Origin of the sequence: Companilactobacillus sp. FL22-1 (assembly GCF_043951805.1) — a bacterium.
GTDB lineage: Bacteria > Bacillota > Bacilli > Lactobacillales > Lactobacillaceae > Companilactobacillus.
This window is the reverse complement of the sequence record NZ_JBINJY010000015.1, coordinates 1-17,736: the sequence shown is the minus strand read 5'-3', so window position 1 is coordinate 17,736 and position 17,736 is coordinate 1. Positions and strand designations below refer to the sequence as shown.

14 protein-coding genes, 1 tRNA gene, 1 pseudogene and 1 other annotated feature (1 of these 17 only partly in view) are annotated in these 17,736 nt (G+C 37.2%); of the genes and pseudogenes, 9 read left to right on the top strand and 7 right to left on the bottom strand.

Annotated elements, in window-relative coordinates:
- Nucleotides 1-184: a binding site (T-box leader), on the top strand (it extends 32 nt beyond the left edge of the window).
- A 40-nt stretch (nucleotides 185-224) separates the two neighbouring features.
- Nucleotides 225-2,639: a leucine--tRNA ligase gene (gene leuS / locus ACG72T_RS11610; protein WP_395266317.1), complete on the top strand. Its 2,415-nt coding sequence runs from the start codon at nucleotides 225-227 to the stop codon at nucleotides 2,637-2,639.
- Nucleotides 2,640-3,089: 450 nt separating this feature from the next.
- Entirely contained in the window at nucleotides 3,090-4,688 is a 1,599-nt protein-coding gene (locus tag ACG72T_RS11605) for a polysaccharide biosynthesis C-terminal domain-containing protein (RefSeq protein ID WP_395266337.1), read from the top strand.
- A 111-nt stretch (nucleotides 4,689-4,799) separates the two neighbouring features.
- Here ACG72T_RS11605 and ACG72T_RS11600 read toward each other — a convergent pair whose 3' ends face one another.
- On the bottom strand, nucleotides 4,800-5,642 hold the full coding sequence (locus ACG72T_RS11600) for an NAD(P)H-hydrate dehydratase (RefSeq protein ID WP_395266316.1): 843 nt from the start codon (nucleotides 5,640-5,642) through the stop codon (nucleotides 4,800-4,802).
- A 67-nt stretch (nucleotides 5,643-5,709) separates the two neighbouring features.
- Here ACG72T_RS11600 and ACG72T_RS11595 point away from each other — a divergent pair.
- Nucleotides 5,710-5,793, top strand: a tRNA-Leu gene (locus tag ACG72T_RS11595).
- Between the two features lie 73 nt (nucleotides 5,794-5,866).
- On the opposite strand, the gene ACG72T_RS11590 is transcribed toward ACG72T_RS11595, so the two are convergent.
- A complete protein-coding gene (locus ACG72T_RS11590; RefSeq protein ID WP_395266315.1) occupies nucleotides 5,867-6,253 on the bottom strand; it encodes a hypothetical protein in 387 nt (128 codons plus the stop codon).
- Between the two features lie 180 nt (nucleotides 6,254-6,433).
- On the opposite strand from ACG72T_RS11590, the gene mscL reads away from it, so the two are divergent.
- Complete coding sequence (gene mscL / locus ACG72T_RS11585) at nucleotides 6,434-6,835, top strand: large-conductance mechanosensitive channel protein MscL (protein WP_395266313.1); 402 nt, start codon at nucleotides 6,434-6,436, stop codon at nucleotides 6,833-6,835.
- Nucleotides 6,836-6,919: 84 nt separating this feature from the next.
- Here mscL and ACG72T_RS11580 read toward each other — a convergent pair whose 3' ends face one another.
- From ACG72T_RS11580 to ACG72T_RS11570, 3 genes are read right to left on the bottom strand one after another with little or no spacing between them, the layout of a single operon-like run.
- Nucleotides 6,920-7,363, bottom strand: coding sequence for an ASCH domain-containing protein (locus ACG72T_RS11580; protein ID WP_395266312.1), 444 nt, complete (start codon nucleotides 7,361-7,363; stop codon nucleotides 6,920-6,922).
- A 15-nt stretch (nucleotides 7,364-7,378) separates the two neighbouring features.
- Nucleotides 7,379-8,698, bottom strand: coding sequence for a sensor histidine kinase (locus tag ACG72T_RS11575; protein WP_395266311.1), 1,320 nt, complete (start codon nucleotides 8,696-8,698; stop codon nucleotides 7,379-7,381).
- A complete protein-coding gene (locus ACG72T_RS11570) occupies nucleotides 8,682-9,374 on the bottom strand; it encodes a response regulator transcription factor (protein WP_395266310.1) in 693 nt (230 codons plus the stop codon). The genes ACG72T_RS11575 and ACG72T_RS11570 overlap by 17 nt, the downstream gene beginning before the upstream one ends.
- 218 nt (nucleotides 9,375-9,592) lie before the next feature.
- On the opposite strand from ACG72T_RS11570, the gene ACG72T_RS11565 reads away from it, so the two are divergent.
- Nucleotides 9,593-12,025: a glycosyltransferase family 39 protein gene (locus ACG72T_RS11565; protein ID WP_395266309.1), complete on the top strand. Its 2,433-nt coding sequence runs from the start codon at nucleotides 9,593-9,595 to the stop codon at nucleotides 12,023-12,025.
- Nucleotides 12,026-12,045: 20 nt separating this feature from the next.
- Complete coding sequence (locus tag ACG72T_RS11560; RefSeq protein WP_395266308.1) at nucleotides 12,046-13,014, top strand: glycosyltransferase family 2 protein; 969 nt, start codon at nucleotides 12,046-12,048, stop codon at nucleotides 13,012-13,014.
- A 200-nt stretch (nucleotides 13,015-13,214) separates the two neighbouring features.
- Here ACG72T_RS11560 and guaC read toward each other — a convergent pair whose 3' ends face one another.
- Nucleotides 13,215-14,192: a GMP reductase gene (gene guaC / locus ACG72T_RS11555; protein ID WP_395266307.1), complete on the bottom strand. Its 978-nt coding sequence runs from the start codon at nucleotides 14,190-14,192 to the stop codon at nucleotides 13,215-13,217.
- A gap of 308 nt (nucleotides 14,193-14,500) precedes the next feature.
- Here guaC and glnA point away from each other — a divergent pair, with 308 nt between their 5' ends.
- On the top strand, nucleotides 14,501-15,829 hold the full coding sequence (gene glnA / locus ACG72T_RS11550) for a type I glutamate--ammonia ligase (RefSeq protein ID WP_395266306.1): 1,329 nt from the start codon (nucleotides 14,501-14,503) through the stop codon (nucleotides 15,827-15,829).
- A 177-nt stretch (nucleotides 15,830-16,006) separates the two neighbouring features.
- Nucleotides 16,007-16,444: a MerR family transcriptional regulator gene (locus ACG72T_RS11545; protein ID WP_395266305.1), complete on the top strand. Its 438-nt coding sequence runs from the start codon at nucleotides 16,007-16,009 to the stop codon at nucleotides 16,442-16,444.
- Nucleotides 16,445-16,575: 131 nt separating this feature from the next.
- Here the strand turns inward: ACG72T_RS11545 and ACG72T_RS11540 are convergent, their stop codons facing one another.
- Nucleotides 16,576-16,857 (bottom strand): hypothetical protein, encoded by a 282-nt coding sequence (locus ACG72T_RS11540; protein WP_395266304.1) that lies wholly within the window; start codon nucleotides 16,855-16,857, stop codon nucleotides 16,576-16,578.
- Between the two features lie 243 nt (nucleotides 16,858-17,100).
- Here ACG72T_RS11540 and ACG72T_RS11535 point away from each other — a divergent pair.
- Nucleotides 17,101-17,736, top strand: a pseudogene (locus tag ACG72T_RS11535) (hypothetical protein); the annotation flags it as partial.

Here is a 17,736-nt window from a genome sequence, read left to right as displayed (position 1 = left end):
GAAGCGACTTTTCAGAAAGCGTATGGTGATGTGAATACGCAAGTCCTCATTTTCGAACTCGTCCACGAATGCTAGTCGCTGAACTTTAAGTAAGTGACTACGTTTAATCCTCGTTAAGGATTTCAAGAGTCGTGCTATATTTTAGTACGGAACTTAGGTGGTAACGCGATAACTCGTCCTATGATTAATTATAATCATAGGACTTTTTTTGTAGGAGGAAGAATATGTACAATCACAATACGGTAGAAAAGAAATGGCAAAAGTATTGGAAGGAAAACGATACTTTTAAGACAACAACAGATCCAGACAAGAAGAACTTTTATGCTTTGGATATGTTCCCATACCCATCAGGTCAAGGTCTACACGTCGGACATCCTGAAGGCTATACAGCAACAGATATTATTGCTCGAATGAAGCGTGCTCAAGGTTATAATGTTTTGCATCCAATGGGTTTTGACGCTTTTGGGTTGCCTGCTGAACAATATGCTTTGAATACTGGTAATAATCCAGCTGACTTTACGGAAAAGAATATTCAAAACTTTAAACGTCAAATCAATTCACTTGGTTTCTCATATGATTGGAACCGTGAAGTTCGTACAACTGATCCAGAATTCTACAAGTGGACACAATGGATTTTTGAACAGATGTACAAAAAAGGCTTGGCTTATGAATCAGAAACTCTCGTTAACTGGTCACCTGATTTAGGTACCGTAGTAGCTAATGAAGAGATTATTGATGGTAAAACTGAACGTGGTGGCTTCCCAGTTGTTCGTAAACCAATGCGTCAATGGATGCTTAAGATTACAGCCTATGCTGACCGTTTGTTGGATGATTTAGATGATATTGACTGGCCTGAAAATATCAAAGAAATGCAAAGAAACTGGATCGGCCGTTCCGTTGGAGCTCAAATTACTTTCGATATTGCCGATAGCGATGATTCAGTTAATATCTTTACTACAAGACCAGATACGATCTTTGGTGTAGAATATATGACCTTGGCCCCAGAACATAAATTAGTTGATAAGATTACGACACCTGAACAAAAAGCCGCAGTTGAAGCTTACAAAGAAGAAGTTTCTCATAAGTCTGATTTGGACCGAACAGATTTGAATGATGAAAAGACGGGTGTCTTCACTGGTGCTTATGCGATCAATCCTGTTAATGGTAAAAAGATTCCGGTTTGGATCTCAGATTATGTCTTAGTCACATACGGAACTGGTGCCGTTATGGCCGTTCCAGCTCATGATGACCGTGATTTTGCCTTTGCCAAGAAGTTTAATTTACCAATGACTCAAGTTATTGAAGGTGACTTGGATAACGGAGCAATCACTGGTGATGGCAAGCACATCAATTCTGATTTCTTAGATGGATTGAACAAAGAAGATGCTATTCAACGAGCTGTCGAATACTTTGAAGATAAAGGTTTTGGTGAAAAGAAAGTTAATTATCGCTTGCGTGATTGGGTCTTCTCCCGTCAAAGATACTGGGGTGAACCAATTCCGGTTATTCATTGGGAAGATGGTACAACATCACTTGTTCCTGAAGATGAATTACCACTTAAATTACCAGCGGACTCAGATATTAAACCATCTGGTACTGGTGAAAGCCCATTAGCTAACTTGACCGATTGGGTCAATGTAGTTGATAAGAATGGCCGAAAAGGTCGCCGTGAAACTAATACCATGCCACAATGGGCTGGTTCATCATGGTACTACTTGAGATATATTGATCCACATAATGATAAAGAACTAGCTGACTACGACTTGTTGAAACAGTGGTTACCAGTTGATCTATATATCGGTGGTGCTGAGCATGCTGTTCTTCACTTGTTATACGCTAGATTCTGGCATAAAGTATTGTATGACTTGGGCGTAGTTCCAACTAAAGAACCTTTCCAAAAGCTATTTAATCAAGGAATGATCCTCGGTAAGGGTCATGAGAAGATGTCTAAGTCAAAAGGTAACGTTGTTAATCCTGATGACGTAGTTGAACAATATGGCGCTGATACTTTAAGAACTTATGAAATGTTCATGGGTCCTTTGGATGCATCAATTGCCTGGTCTGAAAACGGTTTGTCAGGTTCAGCTAAATTCTTGGATCGTGTTTGGAACTTGTTCATCAACGATGACGATTACAGTACACTCAAGGATGACTATCTAACAGATTCTAACGATGGTAAACTTGATAAAGTTTATAATGAAACAGTTAAGAAAGTTACCGAAGATTACGATGCTTTGCATTTCAATACTGCCATTTCACAGATGATGGTCTTCGTTAATGAAGCTCACAAAGTCGATACAATGCCAAAGGCATACGCCGAAGGATTAGTTCAATTGTTGGCTCCAATTGCTCCACATATGATGGAAGAATTATGGAGTAAGTTTGGTCATACTGAATCAATTTCTTATGCCCAATGGCCTACATATGACGAAAAGAAATTGGTTTCTGACACCGTAGAAATTATTCTGCAAGTTAATGGTAAATTGAGAAATAAAGTCGAAGTTGCTAATGGTACACCTAAAGATGAATTAGAGAAATTAGCTCTTAATGATGAGAAAGTTCAAAAATTCATTGCTGATAAAAATGTTGTTAAAGTGATTGTAATTCCTAATAAGATCGTCAACATTGTTGTTAAATAATGAGAAAATAAAAAAAGGATTTCGGGAATTTCCGAAGTCCTTTTTTGATGGTCGAATGGCATCAAGCGTTGCCTATTTTGTAGAGTGTGTATAACTACTGATAATATATATTATTTTGAGGGAATTTCAATTCTTGAATAATTGCAAAAAGTGCCTATTAGGTGAGTGTATTAATAGAATTGTTGATCCATCCGACAGAAATATTTTAGCATGATTTGTTTTTAAAGACGCTTTACAATTTATGCAATCTGTCAAGTTAGCATAATGTTTTGGAAAATATATTGCTTTTTATTGAAATAAAGTGTAATTTAAAATTTTTAGGAAGATAACTTTGCTATAATTAAATGGATAGTTTTTAAGGTGGTGCAAGATTTGGGCGTAAACAATAGCCATGATAATGAAGAAGAAGTGTTGCCAGTCTTAGACCCAGAGGTTTCATCGAAAGATACCATGTTAAAAGGGTCAGCTTGGATGACAGCCGGTAGCATTTTTTCTCGAATTTTAGGTGCAATCTATATCATTCCTTGGATGGCATGGATGGGATCGTATTATCCAGCAGCTAATGCATTATTTGCGAAAGGGTATAATATTTACAGTTTGTTTCTGATTGTTTCAACAGCCGGAATTCCTGGCGCAATTTCGAAACAAATTTCACATTATAATGCACTGGATCAATATGCAACAGGTAATAAATTATTTAAACACGGTCTACGGATCATGACTTTCATGGGTGTGATCTTTGCCGCAATCATGTACTTTGGCGCACCGGTTTTAGCAACGATTTTTACTGATGGTGATCCACGAAGTATTCCAGTTATTAAGTCATTAGCGATTGCTGTTTTGATTATTCCTATTCTGAGTATCTTAAGAGGTTACCTGCAAGGATATTCTGATATGGCACCTTCTGCCATTTCTCAATTTATTGAACAGATTGCCCGTGTGATTTATATGCTTTTGGCAACTTATATCATTATGGTGGTTAATAAGGGCAGTTATATTAATGCCGTGGTCCAATCAACTTTTGCTGCCTTTATTGGAGCGGCTGTAGCGATTGGAATTTTGATCTTAGCCTTACTAAGACGATTACCAAAACTACGACAATTATCACAGAATGGTCAACCAGCAGCTGATGTGAATGAAAATAATTTCACCCGTGAAATTTTTCAACAAGCTTTGCCATTCATCATTCTCGATGCAGGGATTACTTTTTTCAATCTATTCGATCAATCAACCTTTAATCAATTCATGAGGATGTTTGTCAACGCTACAGGGGCACAGTTGGATAACTACTACTCTTTATTTGGTTTTCAAGCAAATAAATTGATTATGATTATCGTATCCTTATCGACTGCTATGGCTGTTACAGCCGTCCCAATTTTATCTGGCTTATATTCTAAAGGTAATAAGGAAAAAATTGAGGGTCAAATTTCCAATACGATTGAATTGTTCTTCTTCGTTATGATTCCTGCTTCATTAGGGATGTACGCCGTTGCACAACCGCTTTGGACGACTTTTTATCGTTATGATTCTTTAGGGGTCTTGATGTTACAATTCTCAGCAATTATCTCCATATTGCTAGGATTGTTCACGGTTTTGTCAGCCGTTTTGCAGGCGTTATATCGTAACAGACTAGCTATCAAATACTTTGTTTATGGCTTCCTGGCGAAAGTCGTTGCTCAATTGCCAATGATTTGGCTATTTCATGAATTTGGACCATTAGTAGCGACAAGTATTGGTATGGGTGTCGTTTGCTGGCTAATGGTACGCAAGTTGCACCAAATTTATCCGTTTGATACTGGCCGTCTCTCACGCCGCATCAGTGGCATTATATTGTTCTCGTTGATCATGTTTGTTTCAGTAATATTAGTCAATTGGATCGTCTTTCGTTTCGTTGGTAACTCCGATAGAATCATTTCGGTTGTAGTTCTAATACTAGAAGCCGGCTTGGGTGGTGTGATTTACGGTTACCTAGTTTTGAAGACATCATTAGCTGATAAGATTTTAGGACCACGAGTTGCCAGAATCAGAAGAATTTTTAATATTAAATAGGCTGAATGATATATTTAAAAATTAATAATAAATAATCCCAGTGAAGTTAACCAGGTAAGATGGTTGATTCACTGGGATTTTTAATTGGCAGAATATAGTGGTTAAGTTTGTTCAACGTTCAAGTAAACTGTATTTTTGCATATATTTAGGTAACTTCTCGATAATTGTTGAAGGTAAAACAACGTAGTGCTTTTCAGCTAAAGAATCACCAATCGTACTGTGGATCAAAAGGGCAGCTTGAATAGTTGCTAAAGAGTAACCAAATTGAGCAATGAATCCGGAGATGATTCCGGTCAGGGTGTCACCCATACCTCCAGTTGCCATACCGGGATTGCCAGCGGTGATGTTGAAGGACATATCTTGATAATAAATTTCGGAATGATGTTTTTTGAGAACTAAAACAGCTTGCGGATTAATTTTTTGCAAACTTTCAAAGTTGTTCAATTCAACTTGTTCAGGAATAGGTAGCTGGGAAAGTCGTCTCCATTCGCCTTGATGGGGAGTTAAAATTACGTGGGCAGAAGTTTTTAAGGGGAGCTTTTCTTCGGCAATGATTGTTAAGGCTGAAGCGTCGATAATAAGTGTTTGGCTTGATGTCGCCTGATCTAAAGTTAATTTAACTAAGTCAATCGCTAGTTTACTAGTACCTAGGCCTGGGCCAATGGCGATAACATCATTATTTTCGATGGCACTCAATAATTCATTCTGGTGGTGATAATCAATAGTCATCGCTTCGGGGATAGTCGTGTTCAGGGCTAAAAATTTTTCTGGAGTAGTGGCAACTGTTACCAAACCTGCACCGGAATGAATAGCAGCACTGCTTGCCAGAATGGCTGCACCCCCAAAGTGAATTGATCCTGCAATGACTAATACTTTTCCATAGGTTCCCTTGTATGATTCTGGTGCTCGAGGACTAATTACCTGATTTAGAATACTTTTACTAATTTTTTCCATTACAAGTTCCTCCATTTGTAGTATTATTTTAATTGTAGTCTAATTGGTTCAACAATTATACTACTATGCCGTTGTGGCGGAATTGGCAGACGCGCAGCGTTCAGGTCGCTGTTCGGGTTTCCGAGTGCGGGTTCGACTCCCGCCAACGGCATCAGCAATCGAGAATAGTCTTAAATAAAAAACAATCAAGATGTTGTGATTTCAACGTTTTGATTGTTTTTTTGTCAAAAAATCAATGACGAAAGAGCTTCGGTGACAGTTTGGGCATTGAGGGCCTGATTATTACTTTTGATGATAGCTTTAATTTTCTTTTCAGTTTCTTCTTCACGTAACTTTTTTAAATATTGAAATCCTTCGGCTGTCAATCCGTTAAGAGTGATGAGAGTAACGTATTTCATAGGATTGACTTGACCAGATATCAACCCGGCCTCGATCATATTGATAACAGATTCTTGCATGTCTTGAATCAAAAAGAGATTGGGTTCATCACTAGCAATAAAATTCTTTACGCTTTGATATTTTCGAGAATCATCTAGCAATGCTTGGAAGTCTTGCGGATTATCTTGAGATATAATTTCGAGAATCATTTTATAAATAGCTAACTTGTCCATTTTTTCACAGCCTTTCACAGTCAATTATAATTGAATTTACCGGTTTTGAGAGATGAAAATAGGTGAAGAATAATTTGAGTTAGACAATTTGTCTAAAATTAATTATTAAAAAATTTGCATAATCCACCGGAAATCAACCATAATTAGAGATAGAATTCTATTTTTAGGAGATTTGGGAATATGATAAAAGAATTTAAGGACTTTATTAGTCGCGGCAATGTAATGGACTTGGCCGTTGGTGTCATTATGGGGGCTGCTTTCACGGCAATCGTGCAATCTTTGGTAAAGAATTTGATCAATCCCTTGATCGGTTTATTCTTAGGGAAAATCGATCTCAGTAACCTTGCTTTTAAAGTTGGTGATGCTACCTTTAAATATGGCTCATTCATTGAATCGATCATCAACTTCCTGATTATTGCGATAGTGGTCTTCTTGTTAGTTAAAGTTATGAACAAGATTATTAATAGTCGTGATGCTAAGGCGGCAGAAGACGCAGAAGAAGAGGCAAGTAAGGAAGAAGAGATGGTCATGTATTTGAAGAAAATCTCTGATTCTTTAGACCAGCAAAAGTTGGACAAGTAGTTTTAATTATTTTGAAGTGTTCAATCTAAATAAGGACAAAAACCAAGCAAGGTTTTTGTCCTTATTTGTATTAAAAGAAAAAGATCAGTAAATACGTTCAAAAACTTCACATAGACAAGGGATATTTTCATCAAATTCTTGACCATAATCGTGATATTCCTGTCTGAAAAATTCCTCATGAACTTGACGCCAATACTCTAAAGTACGGGGACCTTCGCCCTCGTGATAAGCGTGTTCAGCACTAACTTGGTTAAAAGGGACTACTTCCGTTACGACCGTTTTGGTAATACAAACTGGATTTTCATTCCCGTCCAAAATGATATTATAGTCGCCAACTGTGGGCATATATTCAGTTGGTTCGTATAAGGCATATGACGAAGTTGTGGCGGTCTTGATATTGTCTTTGACTAGTTGAGCTAGTAAGTCTGGTTCGGCTCCAAAGATTGTAATGTCGCCCAGAGGGTAGTCCAGTGGGTTCTTATCTTTGAGAAAATCAAACCAATATTTCTTTATTTGCGCTTTATTCAATTGATTTTCCCCCCTTTACTGGCGTTTAATTGGTAATTCGACTACAAATTCACTGCCATGAGGCAAGTTATCTCGAACAAAAATGTGTCCGTGATGAAGATCAGTGATTTGTTTGGCAATGGCTAAGCCTAGTCCATGACCGCCGCTATTAGTGTTTCGCGATTTGTCGACTCGATAGAAGCGACCAAAAATCTTTTTCTTGTCAGCATCGTCGATACCGACTCCAGTATCTGAAATGATGAATTGGTATTTTGAACCCTCGATTTGGTCATAAATCTTAATCGTGCCATTTTTGGGTGTATATTTGGTGGCATTATCTAAGAGAATAATCAATAGCTGCTTTATCTTATCTCGGTCAAGATAAAGCGTTGGCTGATGAGATAGGTTGATCTGAAAGACTTTTGATTGCGAGTTGATGATGTCTTTAAAAGGCTCGATTGGATCTTTCAAAAAGAAATCGGGAGTGGTTAATTCAAAATCATACTTTGTCGTTGCAGAATCTGACCGTGCTAAAACTAACAAATTATTAGTTAAAGAATTTAAACGATTTACTTCATCCAAGGAAACAGATATTGCTTCGGCCTCGTCAAGGATGGTCTTAGTAGGCTTAGTCAACATGTATTCCAGCTTACCTTGAATGATCGTCAAAGGTGTCCGTAATTCGTGGGCCGCATCGTTGACAAATTCGGTCTGTTGCTTCCAGGACTTGACGATTGGCAACATATTGATCCGAGCTAGGAAATAAGATATTACTAAAGCAATGACCCAGAAGATGAAGAAGGTCATAATTAAAATTTCCTCGAAGTTCTTGATGGCTTGAATCTGTGTATCGACATTTTGCATGATCAACACGTAGTGTCCAGCGTACATTGGATTATTATTCTTTTTAGAAACTTTGATCAAAATCGACCGGAAGTTCATATTGTTAACGACGAGAGTTTCTTTATCATTAATATGTGATTTACGTAATTTAATATTTTTTAGCACTGAATAGCGACTACCTAAGCTTGATTTATTCAGTAGTTTGCCATTATTATCAAAAACCAGAATCGAGGTCTGAAAGGGGGCTTTGGGATCTGGTTTTTTTTGATTTAAGGGATGATTTAGATCATGAGGATCAGGAGTATTTTTCTTTGAAAGGTTGGGTTGCTTTTGGATGGCAATGACTTGATTACGAATATCTTTATCAATACTCCGATAAGTAGATGATTGGAAAAGGTTAAAGATAATGATTCCCAAAGTTAAGAATAGGATCGCAAAAGAAGCCATGATTGAAAGGAAAAGTTTGAATTGTTGCCGACGAGTAATTTTAGTTTGTCTAGTTTTCGGTTTCATCTTGGAAAATATACCCAACGTTTCTAATAGTTTTGATCAAATTGTCATTTGCTGAAGGGCGGAGTTTTTTACGAAGATTACTCATATAAACTTCAACTACAGTGATGGAAGTATCAGAATCAAACCCCCAGATCCTTTCAAAAATTTGGTCTTTAGTCAGGATAGTATTTTTATTTTGCAACAAATAAACTAATAAATCATATTCCTTACCATTCAAAGCGATTTGTTTGCCATCAACTGTGGTCTCGTGACTATTTAAATTAACTTCTAGATTGCTGATCCTTAGAACGGAATCATCTGCGAGGACGCCACTTCTTTTCAGCAAAGCCTTCACACGTGCTTGTAGCTCCTCACGGTGGAATGGCTTCGTTAAATAATCATCGGCTCCTAAGTCAAAACCATGCAGCTTGTCGTCGATTTCTGCTTTGGCCGTCAAAATTAGGACCGGGGTATTGATTTTATCTTGACGTATATTTTTTAAGACATCATAGCCGTTCATCTCAGGCAACATAATATCTAAGATGATCAAATCATAAACATCTTCCGTCGCTGCAAATTTGCCACTCAAGCCATCGTTTTCGATATCTACTTCTGAAAAATCAGATAAGAAAGAGGCAATATTATTCGCAAGGTTTTCATCATCTTCAACTACTAAAATTCTAATATTATTTGACATAATGGACTCCTTTAATTTCTCTAGTCATAATTATAAAGCAAAATTTTCGATTTAAGCTGATTTTAAGTTAGTTTGTCTAATCTGGTTTTTGTTGTTAAGAAAGGAACTTGAGTAGATGAAAAATAAATCACAAATGAAATCGATTATTGTTTCGATTTTATGCTATTCGGTCATTTGTTTTTTAATAAATATATTTTTTTAGAGATTGGAGAAGATGAATGATGGAATCAAAGAAATCAAGTCGCGTTCAAAAAAATGAGAATAGACATTTTTTCGATAAATTAAGAACTATTAAATATGATTATTGGTTAATCGCTATTTTAATTTTGGCTGCATTCTTGTATGCCTGGAATATTTGGGAAGCGGGTGAGGCCAATAACTTCTATACGGCAGCAATCGTCAGTATGACTAAGAGTTTTAAGAACTTTTGGTATGCCAGTTTTGATCCTGCTGGTTTTATTACGGTTGATAAGCCACCAGTAGCACTTTGGTTTATGACTATCAGTGCTAAGATTTTCGGGGTACATGGTTGGAGCGTTGTCCTACCATCGATCCTGTTTGGAATTGGATCAGTTTATTTGATCTATAACTTAGTATCAAAACCATTCGGAAAAATCCCTGCCCGGATTGCAGCCTTAGTAATGACTTTGACACCTATCGTGGTGGCAGATTCACGAACAAATAATATGGATGCAACCTTAGTATTTTTCCTATTGTTATCAGTTTGGTTCGTCCAAAAAGCCGTTTTAAATCGTCAACAAAGATATTTATGGATCGGTTTTGCCTTAATGGGCGTTTCATTTAATGTCAAAATGTTACAAGCTTTTATGATTTTACCAGCCCTTTATCTCTACTATTGGTTGGCAGCTAAAGTTAATTGGAAAAAGAAATTGGCTCATTTGTCGATTGCAACTATTTTTCTAGCTATCTTTACCTTAATTTGGCCATTGTCAGTTGATCTGACTAATTCTTCAAACCGTCCTTATGAGGGTGGTTCAGAAACTAACTCAGCTCTTGAATTAGCCTTTGGTTATAACGGGACTGAACGTCTGCTCGGTCAAACTACTGGTACAGGTGGAGCTTTCCCCGGTATGGGCAGCAGCTCTTCTAAAAAGAGCAGTAAGTCAATGACACCACCGAGTGGATCTAAATCATCAAAGAATGCCCCAACGCCACCAAGTGGTTCTAAGTCATCAAAGAATGCTCCAACACCACCAAGTGGTTCGAAAAAGAAGTCAAGTACGGGTAATCCACCATCTAAGCCAACTGGCTCAACTAAAGGTGGTGCACCATCAATGACTGGATCTAAAAACGGTCAACCTGGTGGACAAGCCGCTGGAGCAGGCGGTGGTGGCGGTGCCTTCAATATTGGTACGGCTGGTCCATTTAGATTATTGCAAAAAGAACTTGGTCCGCAAATTAGTTGGTTGATGTTACTCGCTGTTTTTGGAGTAATTTCTAGTTATATCTATTATCAAGATCCCAAGAAGAAGTGGTACAGTCTTAATTTCCAAAGAAGGAACCTTTGGCTATGGATGGGATGGTTAGTTCCTGTAGCAGGATTTTTCTCCGTAGCAAGTTTCTTCCATCCTTATTACACCATCATGTTAGCTCCAGCTATGGCAGCCTTAGCAGGTGTAGGAATCTTTACAATTATCAAGCAATGGCGTGAGAAATCTATCTGGTCGATGTTTCTGCCGGTTGCGATTTTATCAACGGGTTGCTTGCAAGCTTGGTATTTAAACGATTATTATCCAACCTTGTCATGGATTCTCTTAATTGCGGGAATCATCATCTCAATTCCACTGTTTGTATTGCCATGGATCGCAATTCGCTTGAAAAATAAACGAATTTGGCCGATTGTTGCATTGATTATTATGATGTTAGCACCAACTTGGTGGTCATTGACTCCAACTTTAGCTGGTTCTAGTGACGGTATTCCAAGTGCTGGACCATCGCTGTTATCTGGCGGCAGTGGCAGTGGCGGTATGGGTAATTCTCAAGTCGATACAACCTTGTTGAAGTATCTTGAAAAGCATCAAGGATCAGCAGAATACTTATTTGCAACAGATGACTCTAGTACCGCTGCACCATATATCATTAAAACTGGTAAAGCTGTTATGGCCATGGGTGGATTTAATGGTACCGATAACGCGATTACTTTAAAACAATTCAAGAAGTTAGTTAAGGAAGGCAAGCTGAAGTATTACTATTCTGGTGGTAAGACAGGTGGTAACAATAGTAAAATTGTTTCTTGGATCAAGAAGCATGCAAAAAAAGTTAAACTTTCAACTAGTTCCACACCAACTAATAATTCTAGTTCAGTTACGGTTTCAACTAAAAATGAATCTACTACTGTTCCAACACAGCCATCAAGTGCAGCTGGAAATGCCCCTGGTTCACAGTCAGGTAATCCACCAACTAAACCTAGCGGCACTAAGCCTAGTGGCACTAAAGCTCCAAGTGGCGCTGCTCCAAGCGGGGCTACCGGAAATACGAAGACGCCACCAACTGGGTCTAAGAAAAAGCTAACTAAAGCTCAACTCAAGAAGATGAAGAAGAATGCAAAATCAGCTTCATCAGCAATGGGTGGTATGGGTGGACCTGGTCAATCAGGAACCCTTTACGATTTATCAAGTATTTACAAATAGTCAACGAAAGGAAAATAATTATGAAAAATCAATTGATTTCTATCGTCTTGCCAGTCTTTAATGAAGAAGCTGGAATTCAAGCAACGATCGATACGTTATTAAATTATGTTGAACAGCAAGAGGAACAGTATGAATTGATCTTCGTTGATGACGGTTCGAAAGATAAATCAGTATCAATCATCAAACATGCACTTAAGTTGCATAATAATATTAAATTGGTAGAGTTCTCACGAAATTTCGGCCATCAATTAGCGATTACTGCTGGCCTAGAATACACCAAAGGTGATGCTGTGGTCGTCATGGATGCTGATTTACAAGATCCGCCTGAAGTCATTCCTCAAATGATTGAAAAATGGCACGAGGGCTATGAGATCGTCTATGGGAAGAGGATGCAACGTGACGGTGAGACTTTCTTCAAAAAATTCACCGCTAAAATGTTTTATCGAACTTTCCAAAAATTGGCCACAATTGATATGCCGCTCGATACCGGTGACTTTCGTCTAATGGATCGCAAAGCTGTCCAGCAATTATTGAAACTGCACGAAAAAGACCCCTTTGTCAGAGGTCAGGTAACTTGGATCGGTTTCAAACAGACAAGCGTTAAGTATCATCGTCAAGAGAGAATTGCTGGTGAGACCAAATATCCACTCTCTAAGATGGTTAAATTAGCGATTGATGGGATCACATCATTTTCAATGAAGCCTTTACAATTTGTCAATGTCTTCTCAATCTTGCCTTTAGTGAGCGGAGTCTTTTCTTTAGGATATATGATTATTAATGGTAACTATAGCCTTGCCGGAGTAGGAGTGACGATATTACTCTTTACTCTAGGACTCTTGATGTTATCGTTGGGTATTTTGGGAAGTTACCTCGGCCGAGTCTTAGATCAAGTCAACGATCGACCTCGCTATATCGTAAGTAAAACCGAGGGTTTTGAAAAACGTAATCAAGGCATTCACCATTTCTCAGCACGTCAAGTCAATAATTAAATATTAGAAAAAATCTTTTTTACCTTAAAAGTTTTCATACTTTTTAATTAGGTTGTAATGTGTTAAAGTAATGTTAAATTTGATAGTTACAGATCGTTGTTTGATGGACAACTGATTCTTATCAAATTGAACATGAACTATCCCATTCATAAAAAAAAGCTGACGAACACCCAGTCGTCAGCTTCTTTTTTTATTTTTTTTTAATAAACATCGCCATTGTAAATTGAATTTTTAACGATTACGTAATCTACCTTACGTAATGAATTGACATCGCGGCCACCAGCGTAGGAGATCGATGATTGTAAGTCTTGTTTCATTTCTGCCAAAGTATCCATAATTTCACCTTTATATGGAACTAGCATTCTTTTACCTTCGACATTTTTGTATTCGCCTTTTTGATATTGTGAGGCTGAACCAAAATATGCTTTGTACTTTTGACCATCTTTTTCGATGATCTTACCAGGAGATTCCTTGTGACCAGCTAAAAGTGAACCAATCATCACCATGTCGGCACCAAAGCGGATCGATTTAGCAATATCACCGTCATTTCTAACACCACCATCAGCGATGATAGGTTTGCTGGCGGCTTTTGCGCAAAGTCTGACAGCAGCTAATTGCCAACCACCAGTACCAAAACCAGTTTTTAATTTGGTGATACAAACTTTTCCAGGACCGATCCCAACTTTGGTAGCATCGGCTCCAGCATTTTCTAGTTCACGGACTCCCTCAGGTGTACCAACATTTCCAGCAATTAAGAATGAATCGGGTAATTTCTCTTTGATGTACTTGATCATGTTAATAACTCGGTCGCTGTGACCATGGGCAACGTCGATCGTAATATAATCAGGTGTTAAATGTTTCTCAACTAAAGTATCGATAAAATCAAATTCGGCTGCTTTAATTCCGACACTGATGGAAGTATATAAACCACGTTGGTTCATATCTTCAATAAAGCCAACACGTTTTTCCGGCTCAAAACGGTGCATCACATAGAAATAATCGTTTTCGGCTAGTTTTACAGCTAACTTTTCATCAATGATCGTCTGCATATTGGCAGGTACGACTGGAATTTTAAAAGTCCTTGGCCCAAATTTGATGCTAGTATCGCATTCAGAACGGCTATCAACGATACATTTATTCGGTATTAGTTGGATATCTTCATAATCGAAAACTTGCATTTACTATTCACTCCATTAATTACGAACAATTATTATTTTAATATTAAGTTTCGTTCGTATCTATAATTTACCTAGAAATTGTTCAGAAGTCAAACAAAACTTTCTAATAAAAAAGTAAAATGTGATAAAATTTTCATATATAATAAATTCATTATTCAATAATGGAATTTTTTGAAAATGTATATGAAAAGTAATTGACAGTAATAAGTCAAATTGGTATTATCTTCATATTATTAATAGAACGGTATATTAATAACGTTTATTAGTGACTCACCAAAAATCGGTATATCCAATAGGAGTGGTTAAAAGTGCAACATTATACTGCAGAAGACATTACAAAAATGGTAAATGATGAAAACGTTGAATTTATTTGTTTGATGTTTACTGATATCAACGGAATCATCAAGAACGTTGAAGTTCCAGTTTCACAACTAGATAAGGTTCTAGCTAATAAGATTACTTTTGACGGTTCATCAATCGATGGCTTCACGCGAATTGAAGAAAGTGATATGTTATTACATCCCGACTTATCAACTTGGTTGATTTTCCCTTGGGGAGAAGAACACGGCAAGGTTGCTCGTTTGATTTGTGACATTTATAAGACTGATGGCACACCATTTGAAGGCGATCCTCGAGTAAATCTTCAAAGAATCCTTAAGAAGATGGAAAAAATGGGTTATACCAACTTTAACATCGGACCAGAACCAGAATTTTTCTTATTCAATACCGATGAACATGGTAATCCAACTTTACATTTGAACGATGATGGTAGCTATTTCGACTTTTCACCAGTTGATTTAGGTGTCAACGTTCGTAAAGATATCGTCTTAGGATTAGAAAAGATGGGCTTTGAAGTTGAAGCGAGTCATCATGAAGTTTCACCAGGTCAACAAGAAATTGACTTCAAGTATGAAGACGCTTTGTCAGCCGCTGATAGTATTGAGACTTTCAAACTAGTTGTTAAGACGATTGCTAAACAACATGGCCTCTATGCAACCTTTATGCCAAAACCTATGCAAGGTATCAATGGTTCTGGGATGCACATCAATATGTCACTCTTTGAAGGCGATAAGAATATCTTTGATGATGAAAATGACATGTTGTCAGATACAGCTAAGAAATTCTTGAGTGGAATTTTGAAGCATGCTCGTGCCTTAACCGCAGTAAATAATTCAACCGTTAACTCATATAAACGTTTAGTACCTGGCTTTGAAGCTCCTACTTACATTGCTTGGTCAAGTAAAAACCGTTCACCATTAGTACGTGTACCTGCTGCTAGTGGAAAATCAAAACGCATCGAATTAAGAAGTGTTGATCCAGCAACTAATCCATATCTTGCTATCGCATGTATTTTGGATGCTGGCTTAGATGGAATCAACAACGATTATGATTTGATGCCAGAAGTTAAAGACAACATCTATGAAATGTCAGAAGAAAAACGTCGTGAAAAAGGCATTACTGACTTACCATCCACTTTACACAACGCTTTAAAGGCTCTTAGAAAAGATGAATATGTCCAACAATCACTTGGTGAAGGCTTAACCAATAGTTTCTTCATTGCTAAGAATGCCGAGTGGGCTAGATATCAACAAACCGTTTCGCAATGGGAACGTGATACATACATGTCACAATTTTAATTTGTGATATAAATTAAATTACGAAAAGTAAATAATCCCAGTGGATTAACCAGAAATGGCTAACCCACTGGGATTTTTATGCGACAAGTATTAAATCGGTTTAGATGCTTGTTACAGTATTTAGCGATAATAACGGGTATAATTAAAATGATATTTTTATGAAAAGAGGATTGCGATATGGCTTATTCAATCGGGCAGGTCGCTGAACGGACAGGCTTATCCAGCTACACCTTGCGATATTACGATAAAGAAGGTTTGATGCCATTTGTTCATCGTGGAGTTGGCGGTCGCCGGGAGTTTACAGAAAATGACCTTGATTTTGTTGATTTGATTGCTTGTTTGAAAGAAACAGGGATGTCCTTAAAAGAAATCAAAGAGTTTGTCAATATGTCGCTTGAAGGCGATTCTACCTTAGAAGCGCGTTTAGAGATGTTTAAAAAGCAACGTGCTGAAGTATTGAGACAAATCGAACAGTCACAGAGATACCTTGAGAAACTGGATCACAAAGTTAGGTATTTTGAAGCTGCTCAAAAAAAGAGTTTTGAATCTTCCCAAAATGACTATTGTGAGGTTTTAAATGAAACTTCAAAAATTAATCAATCCGTTGATAACTAAATAATTGTATTCAGGCTTTTCTCTGGAAATTGTTTTTTTTTCATGGTAATATTTGGCGTAATCAAAAATACTGATTACTGCTTTCCCCCCAGAGAGCACGAAGGACCCAGTCAAATGACTGAGCCCTTTTTTTATTCTCGAGTAATACTTAAAACTGCGGTTGTTTTCAAAGAATTCTTGCTATCTTTGCCTATGGTGATCCAATCAGCTGCGCTGATCAAACCTTCCAACTTATTCTCTTCGTCTTCTTCAGTGATCTTGCCATCTTCAAATCCACCCTTGAAGATACAATCGAGATAGTAGTGATCAGCGTTGCTAGCCATCATTGAGGATTGATATTTCCAAGCAATGATATAAGTTTCTTCAGTAATGTGGATACTGCGACCATTTATTAAATTAATATTCAAAGCCATAGAACCGCCTCCTTGACTTGATTATATCAAAAAAACTTCAGTATAAATTTATATATTGAAATAATATTCCATAATCAATAAAAACAGGTGAAATGGTTCAAAAAATTTAAAAAAATTGAAATGATACATATTAAAAACAAGACAATTGTATTAAAGTAGAAATTGAGAATTGGGTTTCAATTATGGGTAAAGGTCGACTATTGCATGCAAAAAAAATTTAATGTTTCACTAATTTTTTTGTTGATGTTTTTTTTGGTAAGCTGTGCTGATTCAAAAGTTGAGACAATTGTTCCTAAGTCGCAAAGTAATTTTTCATTAGTGACGAAATATGGTGATTATCAATCACAGGAACAAGAGTTATCAACTTTTATTGAGCAAAAAATGTTGACCAAGAAAGGTATTTACACTAATTATAAAAAACAAACATATCGAAAAGATGAAGCACGGGGCCATGAGTTATTATCTGAATCATCAGGCTTTTGGCTCGAATATTTGGTGACCACGCATCAGTATAAAAAGTTTCGACAATTTTATGCGGCTACGAAAACCACCTTTGATCAGGGTTCACAGTTCAGTTATCGTTATGTGACCGCTACAAAAAAACAATTCAACGTTAATGCTACCTTGGATGATTTGCGAATTATTCGTGCATTACAAATGTACACTGAAGCCACTGGCAATCGTTCATATAAAAAGGAAGCTGCCACAAGATTTGCTAAACTGCAAAAAAACACCATGAGCCGGGGAAAAATTGCCAGCTTTTATGATGTGAAGGCACATCAAGCCAGTGCAGAAAGTGCGTTATCTTATTATGACTTTTCAACTTTAAAATACTTTGAAATGACTTCGAAGAAAAACCAAAAGATGTATGCGCAACAA